The organism is Paenirhizobium naphthalenivorans (assembly GCF_007992095.1).
GTDB lineage: Bacteria > Pseudomonadota > Alphaproteobacteria > Rhizobiales > Rhizobiaceae > Allorhizobium > Allorhizobium naphthalenivorans.
The window spans coordinates 59,253-76,588 of record NZ_BJZP01000015.1; the positions used below are offsets into that span (position 1 = coordinate 59,253).

Consider the following 17,336-nt stretch of genomic DNA (forward strand, 5'->3'; position numbering starts at 1 on the left):
ACGTTTGCGCAATAAGCCTCGATAAAGATGCGAGATTGAGCAAGAAAATTACTCAATTGCGCATAGGGCGGCAATTAAAGGTATGTTGCGGCGATAATTTTTTTTCGAGGTGCCTTGCGTCGGCATGCGGTTTCTGTCATAGAAAATTGAAAAATAGGTCAGAGCGATTGACCTAATTCAAAGCTCTTGAGCCGGCTCGGTTCGCTTGTCATGATGGTGAGAGCAATTTCCACCAGAGTGAAGCGACTGCGCTGGCGTCGGTGTCAGCGATTCTGGCAAGTTTCGTCCGGGTATCCGGGCCCATTTTGGAGGGAAGGCAATGACCAAGATGACGCCATCCGAAGAGATCATGCAGGCATCCACCGTGGCGCACGACGATTCCGCCGTGCGAACGGCAGCCTATGGTCTTCCCGCCAAGCAGGGTCTCTACGACCCGCGGAACGAGCACGACGCCTGCGGCGTCGGCTTCATCGCCCATATGAAGGGGCAGAAGTCGCACCAGATCGTCAAGGATGGTCTGTTCATCCTGGAAAACCTCACCCATCGCGGCGCCGTCGGGGCCGATCCGCTGATGGGCGACGGCGCGGGTCTTCTGGTGCAGATCCCGGACCGCTTCTTCCGCGAGGAAATGGCCAAGCAGGGCATCACCCTGCCGAAGGCCGGCGAATACGCCGTCGGCCATTTCTTCTTCCCGCAGGACGAGGCGCAGATCGCCCATTTCAAGACAGTCATCGCCGACGTCTGTCAGGCCGAAGGGCAGGAGCTGATCGGCTATCGCGACGTGCCGGTCGACAACTCGTCGTTGTCCAAGGCGCCTGACATCGCCGCGACCGAACCTCGCCATATTCAGGTCTTCATCGGCGCCGGCCGCGATGCCGCGACCCAGGAGCAGTTCGAGCGTCGTCTCTTCCTGCTGCGCAAGGTCATCTCCAACCGCATCTATGACGAGTTCAAGGGCGAGGAGATCGGCTTCTATCCGGTGTCGCTGTCCTCTTCGACGATCGTCTACAAGGGCATGTTCCTCGCCTATCAGGTCGGGGCATACTATAAGGATCTTGCTGATCCACGCTTCGAGTCGGCCGTGGCGCTTGTCCACCAGCGCTTCTCGACCAATACCTTCCCGTCGTGGAAGCTGGCGCATCCCTACCGTATGGTCGCCCACAACGGCGAAATCAACACGCTTCGCGGCAACGTCAACTGGATGGCGGCGCGTCAGGCTTCGGTCTCGTCGCCCTTGTTTGGTCCGGACATCTCCAAGCTTTGGCCGATCTCTTACGAAGGCCAGTCGGACACCGCCTGCTTCGACAATGCGCTCGAGTTCCTCCAGCGGGGCGGTTATCCGTTGGCGCATGCCGTCATGATGCTGATCCCGGAGGCATGGGCCGGCAACCAGCTGATGAGCCCCGAGCGTAAGGCATTCTACGAGTATCATGCCGCTTTGATGGAGCCGTGGGACGGCCCGGCGGCGGTATGCTTCACCGACGGCCGACAGATCGGCGCCACGCTCGACCGTAACGGCCTTCGGCCGGCCCGCTATCTCGTCACCAACGACGATCGCGTCATCCTGGCGTCGGAAGCCGGTACATTGCCGGTTCCCGAGGAGAGCATCATCAAGAAATGGCGCCTGCAGCCGGGCAAGATGCTGCTGATTGACATGGAGAAGGGGCGCATCGTTTCCGACGAGGAGGTGAAGTCCGATCTCGCCATGGGGCATCCCTATCGCGAGTGGCTGGACCGTACCCAGCTGATCCTCGAAGACCTGAAGCCGGTGGAGCCGCGCGCATTGCGGCGCGACGTCTCGCTGCTCGATCGCCAGCAGGCTTTCGGTTACACGATCGAAGACACCAAGCTTCTGATGTCGCCGATGGCCACGACCGGTCAGGAGGCAATCGGCTCGATGGGTACCGATACGCCGATTTCCGCCATGTCGCAGAAGTCGAAGCTGCTTTACACCTATTTCAAGCAGAACTTCGCCCAGGTGACCAACCCGCCGATCGACCCGATCCGCGAAGAGCTGGTGATGAGCCTGGTGTCGTTCATCGGCCCGCGCCCGAACATTCTCGACCACGCCGGCATGGCCCATGCCAAGCGGCTGGAAGTTCGCCAGCCGATCCTGACCAATGGCGATCTCGAGAAGATCCGTTCGATCGGCCATACCGAGGATCGCTTCGACACCAAGACGCTGGACTTCACCTATGACGCCGAGCGCGGCGCCGAAGGCATGCCGGAAATGCTCGAGCGCCTGTGCGAACGGGCCGAGGCAGCGGTTCGCGGTGGCTACAACATCATCGTGTTGTCCGACCGCCAGCTCGGCCCGGACCGTATCGCCATCCCGGCGCTTCTGGCGACGGCAGCCGTGCACCATCACCTGATCCGCAAGGGGCTTCGCACCTCGGTTGGCCTCGTGGTCGAATCGGGCGAGCCGCGTGAAGTGCATCACTTCTGCTGTCTCGCCGGTTTTGGCGCGGAAGCAATCAACCCCTATCTCGCCTTCGACACCCTGCTCGACATGCACAAGCATGGCGAGTTCCCCAAGGAAGTGTCGGAAGACGAGGTTGTCTACCGCTTCATCAAGGCGGTCGGGAAGGGCATTCTCAAGGTTATGTCCAAGATGGGCATTTCGACCTACCAGTCCTATTGCGGCGCGCAGATCTTCGACGCGGTCGGCCTGTCGTCGGAACTGGTCGAAAAGTATTTCTTCGGGACCGCCACCACGATCGAGGGCATCGGTCTTGTCGAGATCGCCGAGGAAACCGTCTCCCGTCACAAGGCAGCCTTCGGTAAGGATCCTATTCTCGCCAATGCGCTCGACATCGGCGGCGAGTATGCCTTCCGCATGCGTGGCGAAAATCACGCCTGGAGCCCGGACTCGATCGCGGCCCTGCAGCATGCCGTGCGCGGCAATAGTCAGGAACGCTACCGTGAATTCGCCAAGATGGTCAACGAGACGACGCTGCGTCTCAATACCATCCGTGGCCTGTTCAAGATCAAGAGTGCCGAGACGCTTGGCCGCAAGCCGATCTCGATCGACGAGGTCGAGCCGGCAGCCGAAATAGTCAAGCGCTTTGCAACCGGCGCCATGTCCTTCGGTTCGATCAGCCGCGAAGCGCATACCACGCTGGCCATTGCGATGAACAAGATCGGTGGCAAGTCGAACACCGGTGAAGGCGGCGAGGAAAGCGATCGCTACATGCCGCTGCCGAATGGTTCGATGAACCCGGAACGCTCGGCGATCAAGCAGGTCGCATCCGGCCGCTTCGGTGTCACCACCGAATACCTGGTCAATGCCGATATGTTGCAGATCAAGGTGGCACAGGGGGCCAAGCCCGGTGAGGGCGGACAGTTGCCCGGCCACAAGGTCGATGCGACGATCGCCAAGACCCGCCACTCGACCCCAGGTGTCGGCCTGATCTCGCCGCCGCCACACCACGACATCTATTCGATCGAGGACCTGGCGCAGCTGATCTTCGACCTGAAGAACGTCAATCCGGTGGCCGATGTCTCGGTCAAGCTCGTCTCGGAAGTGGGTGTCGGCACGGTTGCTGCCGGGGTCGCCAAGGCGCGCGCCGATCATATCACGATCTCCGGCTTCGACGGCGGCACCGGCGCGTCGCCGCTGACCTCGCTGAAGCATGCCGGCTCGCCATGGGAAATCGGTCTTGCCGAAACCCAGCAGACGCTGGTGCTCAACGGTCTGCGCTCGCGAATCGCCCTTCAGGTCGACGGCGGTCTCAAGACCGGCCGTGACGTCATCATCGGTGCGCTGCTCGGGGCCGACGAATTCGGTTTCGCTACCGCGCCGCTGATCGCCGCCGGCTGCATCATGATGCGCAAATGCCACCTCAATACCTGCCCGGTCGGCGTCGCCACCCAGGACCCGGTTCTGCGTAAACGCTTCAAGGGTACGCCGGAGCATGTCGTCAACTACTTCTTCTTCGTCGCCGAGGAAGTGCGTGAGATCCTCGCATCACTGGGCGTTGCCCGGCTCGACGAGATCATCGGCGCGTCCGAGCTGCTCGAAAAGGAGGAGATGCTGGCGCATTGGAAGGCCAAGGGTCTCGACTTCTCGAAGATCTTCCACAAGGTTGAGGCACCGAAGCCTGCCACCTATTGGACCGAGCGGCAGAAGCACCCGATCGACGACGTGCTGGATCGCAGGCTGATCGAAAAGGCCATGCCGGCTCTCGAGGCCAAGCAGCCGGTGGTGTTCGACATCGATATCAAGAACGTCGACCGTTCGGCCGGCGCCATGCTGTCCGGCGAGCTCGCCAAGCGCCATGGCCACAAGGGCCTGAAGGACGACACGATCCACGTTACGCTCAACGGCACGGCTGGCCAGTCCTTTGGCGCCTTCCTCGCCCGTGGCATTACCTTTGACCTCGTCGGCGACGGTAATGACTATGTCGGCAAGGGCCTGTCGGGAGGACGCATCATCGTCCGTCCGCCGGAAAACACCAAGATCATCGCCGAAGAGTCGATCATCGTCGGCAACACGGTGCTTTACGGAGCGATCGCCGGCGAATGCTACTTCCGCGGTGTGGCTGGCGAACGCTTCGCCGTGCGCAACTCGGGGGCGGTTGCTGTGGTCGAGGGCGTGGGTGACCATGGCTGCGAATACATGACGGGCGGTGTGGTCGTCGTGCTCGGCCAGACCGGACGCAATTTCGCGGCCGGCATGTCGGGCGGTGTAGCCTATGTGCTGGACGAGAGCGGCGACTTCGCCTCGCGCTGCAACATGGCGATGGTCGAACTCGAGCCGGTTCCGGAAGAGGATGACATGCTTGAGAAGCTGCACCATCACGGCGGCGACCTCATGCACAAGGGCCGTGTCGATGTGTCCGGTGACATGACCCGTCATGACGAGGAGCGTCTCTACCAGTTGATCTCGAACCATCTGCACTACACGGGTTCGGCCCGCGCCAAGCAGATCCTCGACAACTGGGCCGGTTTCCGTCCGAAATTCCGCAAGGTCATGCCGGTCGAGTACCGTCGTGCGCTTGAGGAAATGGAACGCATGCGCATGGGAGTCGCGGCGGAATAGCCGCCTTACGAAGCCGTCCCGCCCTTATGCGGCGGGACACCCTTCGGGCACGCAAACGTGCCGTCCACGAGATATTGAGCAGGATCTAAACTATGGGCAAGGTTACAGGCTTTATGGAAATCGACCGGCAGGTGGCGAAGTATCAGCCCGCCTCCGACCGCATCCGCCATTTCCGTGAATTCACCATCCCGATGTCGGACGCCGAGGTCACCAAGCAGGCGGCGCGCTGCATGGACTGCGGCATCCCCTATTGCCACGGCCCAACTGGCTGCCCGGTGCACAACCAGATCCCCGATTGGAATGATCTGGTTTACAACGGCAAGTGGGAAGAGGCGATCCGCAACCTGCATTCGACCAATAACTTCCCCGAATTCACCGGCCGCGTCTGTCCGGCGCCGTGCGAGGAGGCCTGCACGCTGAACCTCGAGGATACGCCGGTTGCGATCAAGACGGTCGAACAGGCGATTGCCGACAAGGCTTATGAACTGGGTTTCATCGTGCCGCAGCCGGCAACGGTGCATACCGGCAAGAAGGTCGCGATCATAGGCTCCGGCCCCTCGGGTATGGCTGCCGCCCAGCAGTTGGGTCGTGCCGGTCACGAAGTGCATGTCTACGAGCGCGAGACCAAGCCCGGCGGCCTGCTGCGGTATGGCATTCCGGACTTCAAGATGGAGAAGAACTTCATCGATCGTCGTGTCGAGCAGATGGAGGGCGAAAACGTCACCTTCCATTGTGGGGTCAATGTCGGCGTCGACGTCAAGGTCGAGAAGCTTCTGTCGGACTATGATGCCGTTCTCTACTGTGGTGGTTCTGAAACGCCGCGTGAGGCCGGCATTCCCGGCGTCGATTTCCACGGCGTCTACGATGCAATGCCCTATCTCGTGCAGCAGAACCGTCGCGTTGGCCGCGAGAACATCGACAGCAACGGCTGGCCGTCGGATCCGATCCTGGCCGGTGGCAAGCATGTCGTCGTCGTTGGCGGTGGCGATACGGCTTCGGACTGTGTCGGCACGGCCTTCCGTCAGGGTGCGGTGAAGGTCACCCAGCTCGATATTCGTCCGCGTCCGCCGGAAACCGAGGACAAGCTGGCCATCTGGCCGTTCTGGGCAACCAAGATGCGCACTTCGTCCAGTCAGGCCGAAGGTGCGATTCGCGAGTTCCAGGTTGGTACGCTCGAATTCGTCGGTGAGGACGGCGTGCTCACCGGCGTGAAGTGCTGCCAGGTCGACGAGAAGCGCAAGCCGATCGCCGGTTCGGAGTTCATCATCAAGGCTGATCTCGCCTTCATCGCGATCGGCTTCCGCGGTCCCTTCGCCGACAGCCTGCTGAAGGAACTGGACGGCAAGCTGACGCTCAATACCGACCGTCGCGGTTCGACCAATGTCGTAGCCAATGACCGTGACTACAAGACCTCGGTCGACAAGCTGTGGACTGCGGGCGACGTACGTCGCGGCCAGTCGCTGGTCGTCTGGGCTATCCGCGAAGGGCGTCAGGCGGCGCGCGCGATCGACGAGGCGTTGATGGGCGCAAGCGTCTTGCCGCGCTGAACGTTTCAAATCCTCAGCGATGCATTGGGCCGCGTTCGACGCGGCCCTTTCATTTCTGGAGGGTGTCGGGCTGGGGCACGCCCAGGTCATCGACCCTGCCGGCTGGCGGTGGTGGCAGCGAGCCGTTCTTGACCAACTGTTCGCGCGGTGTCGGCATCGTTGCGACCGGTAAAGGTGTCGCTCCCAGCAGTTCCGTCGCTCCATCAAGCTCCGGATCGAAAAGATCCATTGGTTGCGTCTTCACCACGTTCTGCATTTCCGATGGCGGCAGGCTCAGCAACTCCGGCAGGTTGCTGCCATCCAGCCGCACGAGATCGGGGCTCGTCATGTCGCCAAGCAGCCGGCGGGCGGATTTCTCAGCGTAGAAGGCGAGTTTGCGCTTGCCAGCGGCCGTCAGGTTGATCCCGTCGGAGCCGCGCAGGCGAACCTGCTGGCCGTTGATGTCCGAACCGGTGATGATAAAGCGACCGTCCTGGTCGACGAAACCGTCCCAGACGTCGATGAACTCGCCGCCGATGCGCTCGACCGCGCGTCGATAGATGGCGTTGAGTGTCAGGGCGTCCGCCGTCATGTTTTGCGGGCGAAAGGCCGGCAGCCCGACCCACAGCAAGGGTATCTTCGCATCGGTGACGATCTTGCCAAACGCGGTGACCCGGCGTTCATATTCCTGGAACCATTCATCGGTGCGGAAGTTGAGCTTGCCGGAGGACGTCGTCATCTGCTGGCGGTCGTTGGCGCCGATCTCGACGATCACCACGGCGGGCTTCACTTCGGCGATCATGGCCGGCAGTTGCGCCTGCCAGTCGAAATAGTCTGTGCGCACCAGACCGGACGAGCCGTTGCTGTGCTCATCGATCACGACACCCGGCGATGCTGCGAAGGCTTCATCCAGTCCTGACGCCAGACCATCGGCAACAAAGTCGCCGACGACGAGAACCTTGTGGGCGCTCTCGATTTTCGGCGAAGGCTGCGGGCGGGACGGCGCAGTGGTGATGCTGGTAATGCTCTTCGTCTGTTTTTTCACCGCCCGCGGCGTCTGAATTTTGCGCGGCGGCGGCGGTTCCGGATACCGCTGTTCGCGACGTCCGAACAGAAGCTCAAGCAGGTTGCGCGGCTGGCGGCTCTGCTGGGCCTCGACCTCGGTCGCAAGCACGCAGACAGCAATCAGGGCGAGCGCGAATGCGCCTGCCAGCCAGCCCCGAGCGCCTGTATTTCGCCCCGCCTCCCGCATTGCATTCATTCCTGTTCGTGTCGTGTTCTTCGCGCGAAGTCAGAGGATATGTGTGGCGCAGTCGCGCAATTGTCAATTGCGCAGCTTGTTGAGCAGATCCCGCGACGGCTGGCCGTCTGCATCCATGCCGAGACGGGACTGGATCGCCGTGATCGCCGCTTTCGAGCCTGAGCCGAAATTGCCGTCGATCTCGCCGTTATAGTATCCAAGTGCCTGCATGCGGCTTTGCAACTCGAACTTTTCCTTGATGTCGAGGCTGCCGTCCGGCCGCGGCCATCCCTGCCGCATTCCGCCATAGCCGGCGATTTCGTCGGCCAACAGGCCGACCGCGAGCGCGTAGCTATCGGCGGCATTGTAGCGTTTGATGACAAAGAAATTCTTGATCATCAGGAAGCCCGGACCGTTGCCGCCACCCGGCATCTTCAACTCTGCCCGCTGGCTTCCATTCTTGAAGCCCTTGCCATTCGGGCGAACGAAGCCGAGGGCCGCCCACTGGGCAAGTGTCTTGGCTTTGCCGGCATGGGCTTGGCCACCCTTCGGCACGACGGTCTCGTAGCCCCAGGTCTGGCCCGTTTGCCAGCCGTTCTTCGCCAGAAGATTGGCCGATGTGGCGAGCGCATCCGGCACCGAGTGCCAGATGTCCTTGCGGCCGTTGCCGTCCGCATCGATCGCATAGAGAAGGTAGCTGGTCGGGATGAATTGGGTATGGCCCATCGCACCGGCCCAGGAGCCCATCAGATTCTTGGAGGCAACATCGCCATTTTGCAGCATCTTCAGGGCGGCGATCAACTGGCGCTTGGCATATTTGGACCGCTGCGGGTCGGCGTAGCCAAGGGTGGCCAGCGCGCGCGGCACGTGGTGCAGGCGGTCCTGACTTTCGAGAGCCGCGCCATAATTCGATTCCATCGACCAGATCGCCAGCAGGATATTCCGATCAACGCCGAAATGGCGTTCGAGCGCAGCAAGAGTTGAGCCGTATTTAGCCCCCATCTCGCGGCCGATCTTCACCGTGTAGGGGTTGACGCGTGAGTCGAGATAGTCCCAAATCTGAGACTTGAATTCCGGTTGATACCGGGCCTTTTCCAGTACAAAGGGATCGGGTTCGGAGACACCGGCGAAGGCCTGGTTATAGGTCTTCTGAGTGATGCCGCTCTTGGCGGCAGTCGAATAGAAGCCGTTGATCCATTTCTTGAAGCCAGCGTCCGCCGATGCCGTCTGCGGCATCAGGCCGACGGCGATGGAAATGGCAAGTGCTCCGAGAAGCTTGCGATTTTGTCTGGTCATGGGAATTTCCCCGTGTCGTGTTACGGTTCTTTTCCAGCCGATCTGGAGGCTGTTCAGCCTACGTTAAGGCAACAGCGTCAACAAAGTCTTTACCATCGCGCACTGGCCAGTGGAACCTTTGCGAAATGGTAGTGAATATATAGTACCCGGCGCGTGCGTATTGAAGACGCCTTGGCAGAATCCTTGAGGAGGAATGTGTGGTTCGACGTAATAAACTCCGTAAAGCCGTTTTCCCTGTTGCCGGTCTCGGTACGCGCTTTCTTCCTGCGACGAAGGCCGTTCCGAAGGAAATGTTGACCGTGGTCGACAAGCCGGTCATTCAATATGTGGTCGATGAGGCTGCCGAAGCGGGAATTGAGCATTTCGTCTTTGTCACGGGTCGCGGCAAGGGGGTCATCGAGGACTATTTCGACATCCAGTACGAGTTGGAGCAGACGCTCAAGGCGCGCAACAAGCATGCCGAGTTGACTCTGCTCTCGGGCCTGCTGCCGAAGGCGGGGTCCGCAAGTTTCACCCGCCAACAGGAGCCCCTCGGTCTCGGCCACGCCGTATGGTGTGCTCGTGACATCGTCGGTAACGAACCGTTTGCCCTGTTGCTGCCTGACATGATCATGCGCGCCGAGACGGGCTGCCTGAAGGGCATGGTCGAGCTCTACCACAAGACCGGTGGCAATATCGTCGCGGTCGAGGAATGCGACCCGGCGCATACCCATAAATACGGCATCGTCGGCGTGGGCGAGGCGCTCGAAGGCGGCTTCCGGATTACCGAAATGGTAGAGAAACCGGCCAAAGGGACCGCGCCTTCCAACTTCTTCATCAACGGCCGCTACATCCTTCAGCCCGAGATCTTCTCGATTCTCGGCACGCAGGAGCGTGGTGCCGGCAACGAGATCCAGTTGACTGACGGCATGTTGAAGCTCGCCAAGGAGCAGGCCTTTGCCGGCTATCACTTCAAGGGTGAGACTTTCGATTGTGGCTGCAAAGACGGCTTCATCCTCGCCAATGTTTCCTTTGCCATCGAGCGAGCCGATATCCGGCCGATGATCGAGGAACCGCTGAAGGCTTTGCTCGCGGCCCTGAAGTAGGCTGCACGGATCTTAAGATCGAAATGGAACGCGCCCCTTGAGGGCGCGTTTTTTTATCAAGTGGCTATCGTTTCGCGGTGAGCCCGATCGAGGTCGTCAGGACGTTATTGTCGTCCGCCCCATGCTGCCGCTTTCGCTCGTATTCGACATCGGCTGTCAGGTCGAGATAGCGGTTGATGCTCCAGGCGAGACCGGCGCCGGTCGTATAGGTGACGGAGTCTGAAGCGGCTGAACTGTCCGGATATTGCGTCCATTTGATCGCATTGGACAGGCGCAGAACCAGATTGTTGCGAAGCTGGTGCTGGACCACGGAATCGAGGGTGTAGATCACCGAGCCATTCTGACCCGCTGTGGTAGAAGGGTCGATGGTGGTCGAAAGGCCGATGTCGACGTCGGTACCCCGGTGTGGCGACCAGGTGACATTGCCGTCTATTGTCAGGGCGGCGAGATCGCTGAGGCGACTGTCCTCGAAGCGCTGACGTTCATAGCCGATGCCCAGTTCGCCCCTGAGCTTGTCGCCGAAGTCTGCGGCGATACCGCCTCTTGCGGCATAGGTATCGGCGGAACGCGCGTAGCCGGAGTTGTCATGTTTCTGATCGTAACTCAATTTGCCGATCGCCACTTCAACGAAGGGGGTGATAGCGGGGGAGATCTCATAGCCGATGCGCCCACGCAGTTCACCCGACAGGCGGTTGCGGTCACTGAGCGACAGTGTGCTGCCGTCCGAGAGCTCGGCATCGGAATACTGGAAACGGACAATGTCGGCCGCGATCGTGCCGCGCAGCCGGCCAAAGTCATGTTCGACGGAGACGCCGCCGGAGTACCTGTGGATGCCTGACTGGACCGAGGCGCCGGAAACGGCGTTCGGATCGTTGTTGTCCTCCCGGCTGAAGGAATAGCCGCCCTTGATATGCGCGACAGTCTGGTCGGCGAGGTCGAGTCGCAGATCGGCGTTGATGTTGGCGCGGGGGTCCGTGGTGCCTTGACCGGCGAGGTTCTTCTGCCAGTAGCCTTCGCCGCTGACAGTCAACTCGTGACGCGACCAGTCGGATGTCAGCGTGCCCTTGAGGCCGGTTTCGGAAAAGGTGCGACTTTCTGTTCCGTCTCCGATGGTTGTGCGCTCATTGCCCAGCTTTTCGCTGATCGACGGGCGAAGCACCATGGTGCCGAGACGTATCCCGTCGGTATCCGCATCGCGGCGTGTCCTGAGCGCAGTCGGATCATCGAGCGTCGTCTCGCGCAAGTTCTGTCGAGCGAAGTCGAGCGGCTGGGCCCGGGGTCCCAGGTCTTCCTCATTGTTCACCGCCGAATCCGCTGCGAGCGGAGTCGCAGTGTCTTCCGCCACGCCCGCCGTGGCGGTCGTGGTGGGATCGACATTCATTCCGGTCGTATCCGTGGCCGCCGCCGCACCTTGCATGGTGGTGCCTGTGAGCGTTTCCGTTGGCAGCGGAGACAACGTCGCGGTTTGTGCGACGGACGGCTCGACGCCGCCGAGCAGGCCGCAGGTCAGTATGCTGGCCGATAGGACGGAAAGCCGACGGCGTGCGCCTTCCGCTTCGGTCTTTGAATTCTGAACCATCTGCACTTTGCCTGGCGATGTTGGAATGATTACCCAAAGGTAAAGCCATGTGGTTAACGTTTGGTATCGATCGCCAGACTGTAGCATCTTGGGAGTCACGCGCTGCGAGTGCTCGGTTCTCGCGGCGACGCTGTGTATGACCTGTCGCACAATCAGGATTCCCACGTCATTTTCTGGACACGGCCAAGCAAACGCAGTATGGACCCAGCATGATCAAGCGCGCTGTAAATCTCGTCGAAGCCGGAGCCATTGAATCGGCCATCCGGGTGGTTTCAACCGAGCGAGCAGGGCTGGATGCCTTGCAGCAGGCTCTGACCGGGAACCTTGCTGGTCCGTTCTGCAAGGCCATCAAGGTTATTGGCGGTATTTCCGGTCGGGTTATCGTCAGCGGCGTTGGCAAGAGTGGCCACATCGGCACGAAGATCGCAGCGACATTTGCCTCGACCGGGACACCATCTTTCTTCGTCCATCCGGCCGAGGCCAATCATGGCGACTTGGGCATGATTGCTCGCGACGACGTGATCTTTGCGATGTCGTGGAGCGGCGAGAGCACTGAGCTGCACGGTATCCTCTCCTTTTCGCGACGCTTTTCCATTCCGCTGATTGCCCTGACGTCCGGCGCGACCTCGACGCTGGCGCGCGAAGCCGACATCGTATTGCTTCTGCCGAAGGAGCAGGAGGCCTGTCCGCACGGTGTGGCGCCAACGACGTCGACGATCATGCAGCTGGCCATGGGCGACGCGCTTGCCATCGCCCTGCTCGAAGCCCGCGGTTTCACAGCCAACGACTTCCGGACCTTCCATCCGGGTGGCAAGCTCGGCGCCATGCTCAGCCACGTCTCCGACATCATGCACACGGGCGACAGCATGCCGATCGTTCCGGCCGGCACGCCCATGGCGGAGGCCATCACCATGTTGTCGATGAAGCGTTTCGGTTGCGTCGGTGTGATCGATGACGCTGGAACGCTATGCGGTATCGTCACCGATGGCGATATTGCCCGTCACCTCAGCATCAATCTCGCTGAAAAGGTGGTTGACGATGTGATGACCCGCAATCCGAAGACCGTCAACTCGACCACGTTGGCGACCAGTGCGATGGGCATCCTCAACCAGCACAACATTTCGGCGTTGTTCGTGACCGAGGAAGACGGCACGCCGCTCGGTATCGTCCACTTCCACGACCTTCTGAGAATCGGCGTCGCCTGATCAGTCGGCTTCTACTGTCAGGTCATTGCCGTTCCACGAAACGATCCGTACCTTGGTGCCGACCGGGAGGTCAGGCCCGGTGACTGACCAATGGGTGTCATCGAGCCGAATGCGGCCGCGGCCTTCGGCTATTGGTTCCTGCAAGGTTGCTGTGCGGCCGACCAGGCTCGCGCCACGCTGATTAAGCATTGGTTCGTCGGTCTGCGTGTCGGGCTTCGACAGAAACCGGCGGCCGAGCAGCGTGGCGGCAACCGCCAGCGCAGCAAAGACCAGACACTGGATCTGCCAGGCCCAGACCGCGCTTTCCCATAGCACCAGAGAGATGATCCCGGTCGCCAGCGCGCCTATGCCGATCCACACCAGGAAGACGCCGGGCAGAAGCAGTTCGGCGGCCAGCAGCAACAGTCCGAGTAGCCACCAGCTCCATGGACCGAGTTCGGTGACCAGACGGCCCAGCATCACTCAGTTTTCCCGATCCGGCGCGAAGGGGTTGATGGCCGGCTTCGTTCGGGCGGGGGGAACGCTGCGGGGCTTCGGTGCGGAGGTCTGTTCACCAAAGACCTCGCGGGCTATGGCGCCGATGCCGCCGAGTGAACCGATCAGGCTTGCGGCTTCCATCGGCATCAACACAATCTTGGAATTGGGCGCCGTGCCGATCGCGGCCATTGCCTCCGTGTATTTCTGGGCGACGAAGTAGTTGATGGCGTTGACGTCACCGGCGGCGATTGCTTCCGAGACGAAGCGTGTCGCCTTGGCTTCGGCTTCTGCAAGGCGCTCGCGGGCTTCCGCCTCGCGGTACGCGGCTTCTCGCTGTCCTTCCGCCTGCAGGATGGCGGACTGCTTGGCGCCTTCCGCACGCAGGATCTGGGCGTTGCGAAAGCCTTCGGCTTCCAGAACCTGAGCGCGTTTCTCGCGCTCGGCCTTCATCTGGCGACCCATGGCATCAACGAGATCCTTGGGCGGCTGAATATCCTTGATTTCGACGCGGGTGACCTTGATGCCCCAGGGACGGACGGCTTCGTCGACCACCTTCAACAGGCGGTCATTGATCGCCTCACGGTTGGAGAGCAATTCGTCCAGATCCATTGAGCCCATGACCGAACGAATATTCGTCATGGTCAGGTTGAGGATGGCATTTTCGAGATCGGCGACCTGATAGGCAGCCTGGGCTGCGTTGAGGATCTGGTAGAAGGCGACAGCGTCTGCCGAGATGCTGGCGTTGTCCCTGGTGATAACTTCCTGTGTCGGGACGTCGAGCACCTGTTCCATGACATTGAGCTTGGAGCCGATGCTTTCGATGAAGGGCACGATGAGGTTCAAGCCCGGTTCCAGCGTGCGGGTGTAGCGGCCGAAGCGCTCGATCGTGTAGCGATAGCCCTGTGGAACCGTCTTAATGCCGGCGAAGAGGACGAGAATGACCAGCGCGACCAGCGCGACGACGACGATGTCGGGACCGGCAAAAGACATGAAACTCTCTCCTCCATAATGGTGCGGGCGGTTCCGCTTCAGATACAAGTGGGCGATCTTGGTGCGGATGGCAAGGTTGCTTTGGGTAAAACCGGTCTGTGGCCATTCCGGTCGAAGCTTTGCCCGGCGGGTCAGGTCAAATCATCAAGCTGCGCAATCGAAACGAGAAAGGGCCGCGCGAGCTATTCGCGCGGCCCTTTCATCTGCTGTTCGAGTGCCGTCCTTGGAAGAGGACAGGACACGTCTAGAATTCTTCCCAGCTGTCGTTGGCGACTGCGGCGCTTCCATGACTGCGCATGACAGGGGCGCTGCTACGGGCCGGCGGTGCCGGGCGTCTGGCGACCGGCTGGCTAGGCCGGGCCATGCTGCGCGCCGTTTCCCGCAGGGCGGATGCCTGGACCGCTGTGGCTCCGTTGATGGTGAACTGCGAGATCAATTCGCGCAGCTTTGCCGCTTCGCTGGCCAGTGCCGCCGAGGCCGCGTTGGATTCTTCAACCATTGCGGCGTTTTGCTGTGTGGTCTGGTCCATCGAGTTAACGGCCTGGTTGACCTCGGACAGACCGGTTGACTGCTCCTTGGCCGAGATCGCGATCGCGTCCATATGGGTGTTCATGTCGGCAATGAAGACACCGATGGTGCGCAAGGCTTCGCTCGCCTGGCGAACCAGATCCACACCGCTCGAGACTTCGGTCGTCGAATTGTGGATGAGCGCCTTGATCTCCTTGGCGGCATTGGCCGAGCGCTGGGCCAGTTCGCGTACTTCCTGGGCGACGACCGCAAAGCCCTTGCCTGCATCGCCTGCGCGGGCGGCCTCGACACCGGCGTTCAGGGCAAGAAGGTTGGTCTGGAACGCGATTTCATCGATGACGCCAATGATGTTGGAGATCTGCGACGAGCTTTCCTCGATCTTGCGCATGGCCTCCTCGGCGCGCGCCACAACTTCGGACGACTGATTGGCCGACGAGTTGGCTTGGGAGGAGACGGAGCGTGCTTCTTCTGTCCGCTTGGTCGAGTTGAGAACGTTTGCGGTGATTTCCTCTACCGCGGCAGCGGTCTGCTCAAGAGCTGCCGCCTGCTGTTCCGTCCGCTTGGAGAGGTGGTCGGTCCCCGAGGCGATTTCGTTGGTGCCGGTCTCGATGGTGGCGACGCTGTTGGTGATGGCGGCCAGGGTCGTGTTCAACTGGCGGACCGATTGGTTGAAGTCGTGGCGCAAGGCTTCGAAATCAGGTGCAAATGCTTCGTCGAGTTGGAAGGAGAGTTCGCCGGCGGCCAGACGCTTCAGACCATGGGCCAGGCCGGAGGTCGCAATGCGCAGGCGCTCGGCAGCCTCGGCTTCGGCACGTTCCTGGGTCGCAATCCGATCGGCTTCCGCCCGCGCACGGCTTTCCTCGGCCTCCGTTTGCAGTCGCTGGTTGGCGATCGCCGCTTCACGGAACACCTGCATGGCTTCGGCCATCCGGCCGATCTCGTCCTTGCCACCCTTGTCGATGGTGACATTCAGATCGCCATTGGCGAGGCGGGAGGTCACGCTGGCCAAGCGAGCCAGTGGGCGCGAGACCAGCTGGAAGTTCAGGAAGCCCATCAGGCCGGCAACCAGCGCAACCACAACCGAGGCCAGCAGGCTGATCATCTCAACGGTGGTCAGTGCGGCCATCTGAGCATTGGACGCGGCGTCCGCGCGGAGCTGCAAGTCCGTGGTGAGGTTCTTGAGCTTTCCCTCGAACTCGTGCAGCAATCTGGAGCCGTCACCGGTCAGTTCGATCGCGCGGGCGAGCTCGACGGTCATGGGATCACGCATCAACTTGATCTGTTTGTCGGCAACGGTGGTACGCCATTCGCCCAGCTTGGCCACGGCCTCGCGCAGCATCGGCAACTCGTCCTGAGCCTCTTCGCTGAAGATCTTTTCCAGTTCGGGCAGTTCAGCGTCAATCTTCTGGGATGCCTGCTCCAATTCGGTGACGAAATCACGATTGCCCGTCAGGAGGAAGTTCTTGAGCGCCAGATCTGATTGCACCATGTCGTCGCTGAGTTTCGCGCTCTTTGCCAACAGTTGATCGATGACCTGTTTGTTTTCGACCAGTGCCGTCGCCGTTGTGACGCGAGTGTAGATGGTGCCGGACGCGCCGATGGCGATGACCGCCAAAATGCCGAATGCCGCGAAGCCTTTGGCGCTGACTGATATGTTCTTGATCATGATCTAACCCTATTTGGTTCGCAGGTAGCAGCGATCTGTCGGATGAGGACCGGCCGATCCGGTAGACATTGGACGATCGGCGTTTGGCTCTTTGCTAAGTCTCAGATACCGGCGGCGGCGCGCCGTTCCAGCTCGGTCAGATTGAGTTCGACGGTGACCGCGCCAATCGGCTTCTTGTCTGCGCTTTGGGCTACGGTGAAACTGACCTGGCCACGCCAGATTTTGGCCTCGTCGTCCCATTCGGGCGCGTCGATGAAGACGGCATCGTTGGAAACATCAAAGGTCTTCTGGAACTTGTCCTCATCTCCCTGCCAGAAGTCGCTGGTCACCGAACTCTGGCCAACGTTGAGGCCGTTCTGGTCCATCACGAAGATTTCCGCATACAGACCGAGGGAGCGTCCCTGGATGCGGGCGAGATAGACTGACAGAGGATTGGACAGGGTTGCCGCGATCAGCGGTTTGTCATCCTGTTCGCGCTCGGCGCGCCACTGCTTGTCCAGGGCGTCGATTTCGGACTGCGTGAGCTTTTGGTGGTGCCTGTTCTGCGCGGCTATGGAGATCTGGACAATTTCCGAATCGATAAGTTTGCGCATTTCGCCCAGTACGGCCGGCGTGACCAAGGCTCTTGCATTGGGCTCTGGTGACTGTGCCAAGGTTTGCGACGCGGACAGCGCCAGCATTGCGGCGCTCAACATTGTCTTCA

11 protein-coding genes are annotated in these 17,336 nt (G+C 60.9%); 4 read left to right on the forward strand and 7 right to left on the reverse strand.

What is annotated here, in order from left to right:
- The first annotated feature begins 349 nt into the window (after window positions 1-349).
- Both gltB and RNA01_RS14980 read left to right on the forward strand, forming a co-directional pair.
- Complete coding sequence (gltB, locus tag RNA01_RS14975) at window positions 350-5,041, forward strand: glutamate synthase large subunit (protein ID WP_235916667.1); 4,692 nt, start codon at window positions 350-352, stop codon at window positions 5,039-5,041.
- 92 nt (window positions 5,042-5,133) lie between these two features.
- Window positions 5,134-6,588 carry a glutamate synthase subunit beta gene (locus tag RNA01_RS14980; protein ID WP_147181020.1) on the forward strand — a complete coding sequence of 485 codons (1,455 nt, stop codon included), beginning with the start codon at window positions 5,134-5,136 and terminating at the stop codon, window positions 6,586-6,588.
- A 49-nt stretch (window positions 6,589-6,637) separates the two neighbouring features.
- On the opposite strand, the gene RNA01_RS14985 is transcribed toward RNA01_RS14980, so the two are convergent.
- A complete protein-coding gene (locus RNA01_RS14985) occupies window positions 6,638-7,819 on the reverse strand; it encodes an SGNH/GDSL hydrolase family protein (protein ID WP_147181065.1) in 1,182 nt (393 codons plus the stop codon).
- Window positions 7,820-7,891: 72 nt separating this feature from the next.
- Window positions 7,892-9,043, reverse strand: a complete 1,152-nt coding sequence (locus tag RNA01_RS14990) for a lytic murein transglycosylase (RefSeq protein ID WP_371864073.1) — start codon at window positions 9,041-9,043, stop codon at window positions 7,892-7,894.
- Window positions 9,044-9,300: 257 nt separating this feature from the next.
- Here RNA01_RS14990 and galU point away from each other — a divergent pair, with 257 nt between their 5' ends.
- Window positions 9,301-10,188: a UTP--glucose-1-phosphate uridylyltransferase GalU gene (gene galU, locus RNA01_RS14995; RefSeq protein ID WP_147181022.1), complete on the forward strand. Its 888-nt coding sequence runs from the start codon at window positions 9,301-9,303 to the stop codon at window positions 10,186-10,188.
- A 64-nt stretch (window positions 10,189-10,252) separates the two neighbouring features.
- On the opposite strand, the gene RNA01_RS15000 is transcribed toward galU, so the two are convergent.
- The gene (locus RNA01_RS15000; RefSeq protein ID WP_170253466.1) at window positions 10,253-11,767 is read right to left on the reverse strand and encodes an outer membrane beta-barrel protein; all 1,515 of its coding nucleotides are present in this window, start codon (window positions 11,765-11,767) and stop codon (window positions 10,253-10,255) included.
- A gap of 209 nt (window positions 11,768-11,976) precedes the next feature.
- On the opposite strand from RNA01_RS15000, the gene RNA01_RS15005 reads away from it, so the two are divergent.
- Window positions 11,977-12,972: a KpsF/GutQ family sugar-phosphate isomerase gene (locus RNA01_RS15005; RefSeq protein WP_147181024.1), complete on the forward strand. Its 996-nt coding sequence runs from the start codon at window positions 11,977-11,979 to the stop codon at window positions 12,970-12,972.
- On the opposite strand, the gene RNA01_RS15010 is transcribed toward RNA01_RS15005, so the two are convergent.
- The 4 genes from RNA01_RS15010 to RNA01_RS15025 form a co-directional block, all read right to left on the reverse strand.
- Complete coding sequence (locus tag RNA01_RS15010; protein ID WP_147181025.1) at window positions 12,973-13,431, reverse strand: NfeD family protein; 459 nt, start codon at window positions 13,429-13,431, stop codon at window positions 12,973-12,975.
- Between the two features lie 3 nt (window positions 13,432-13,434).
- Window positions 13,435-14,439 carry an SPFH domain-containing protein gene (locus tag RNA01_RS15015; RefSeq protein WP_147181026.1) on the reverse strand — a complete coding sequence of 335 codons (1,005 nt, stop codon included), beginning with the start codon at window positions 14,437-14,439 and terminating at the stop codon, window positions 13,435-13,437.
- A 244-nt stretch (window positions 14,440-14,683) separates the two neighbouring features.
- Window positions 14,684-16,633, reverse strand: a complete 1,950-nt coding sequence (locus RNA01_RS15020) for a methyl-accepting chemotaxis protein (protein ID WP_147181027.1) — start codon at window positions 16,631-16,633, stop codon at window positions 14,684-14,686.
- Window positions 16,634-16,734: 101 nt separating this feature from the next.
- Window positions 16,735-17,313, reverse strand: a complete 579-nt coding sequence (locus RNA01_RS15025) for a hypothetical protein (protein WP_235916664.1) — start codon at window positions 17,311-17,313, stop codon at window positions 16,735-16,737.
- Window positions 17,314-17,336: the final 23 nt, after the last annotated feature.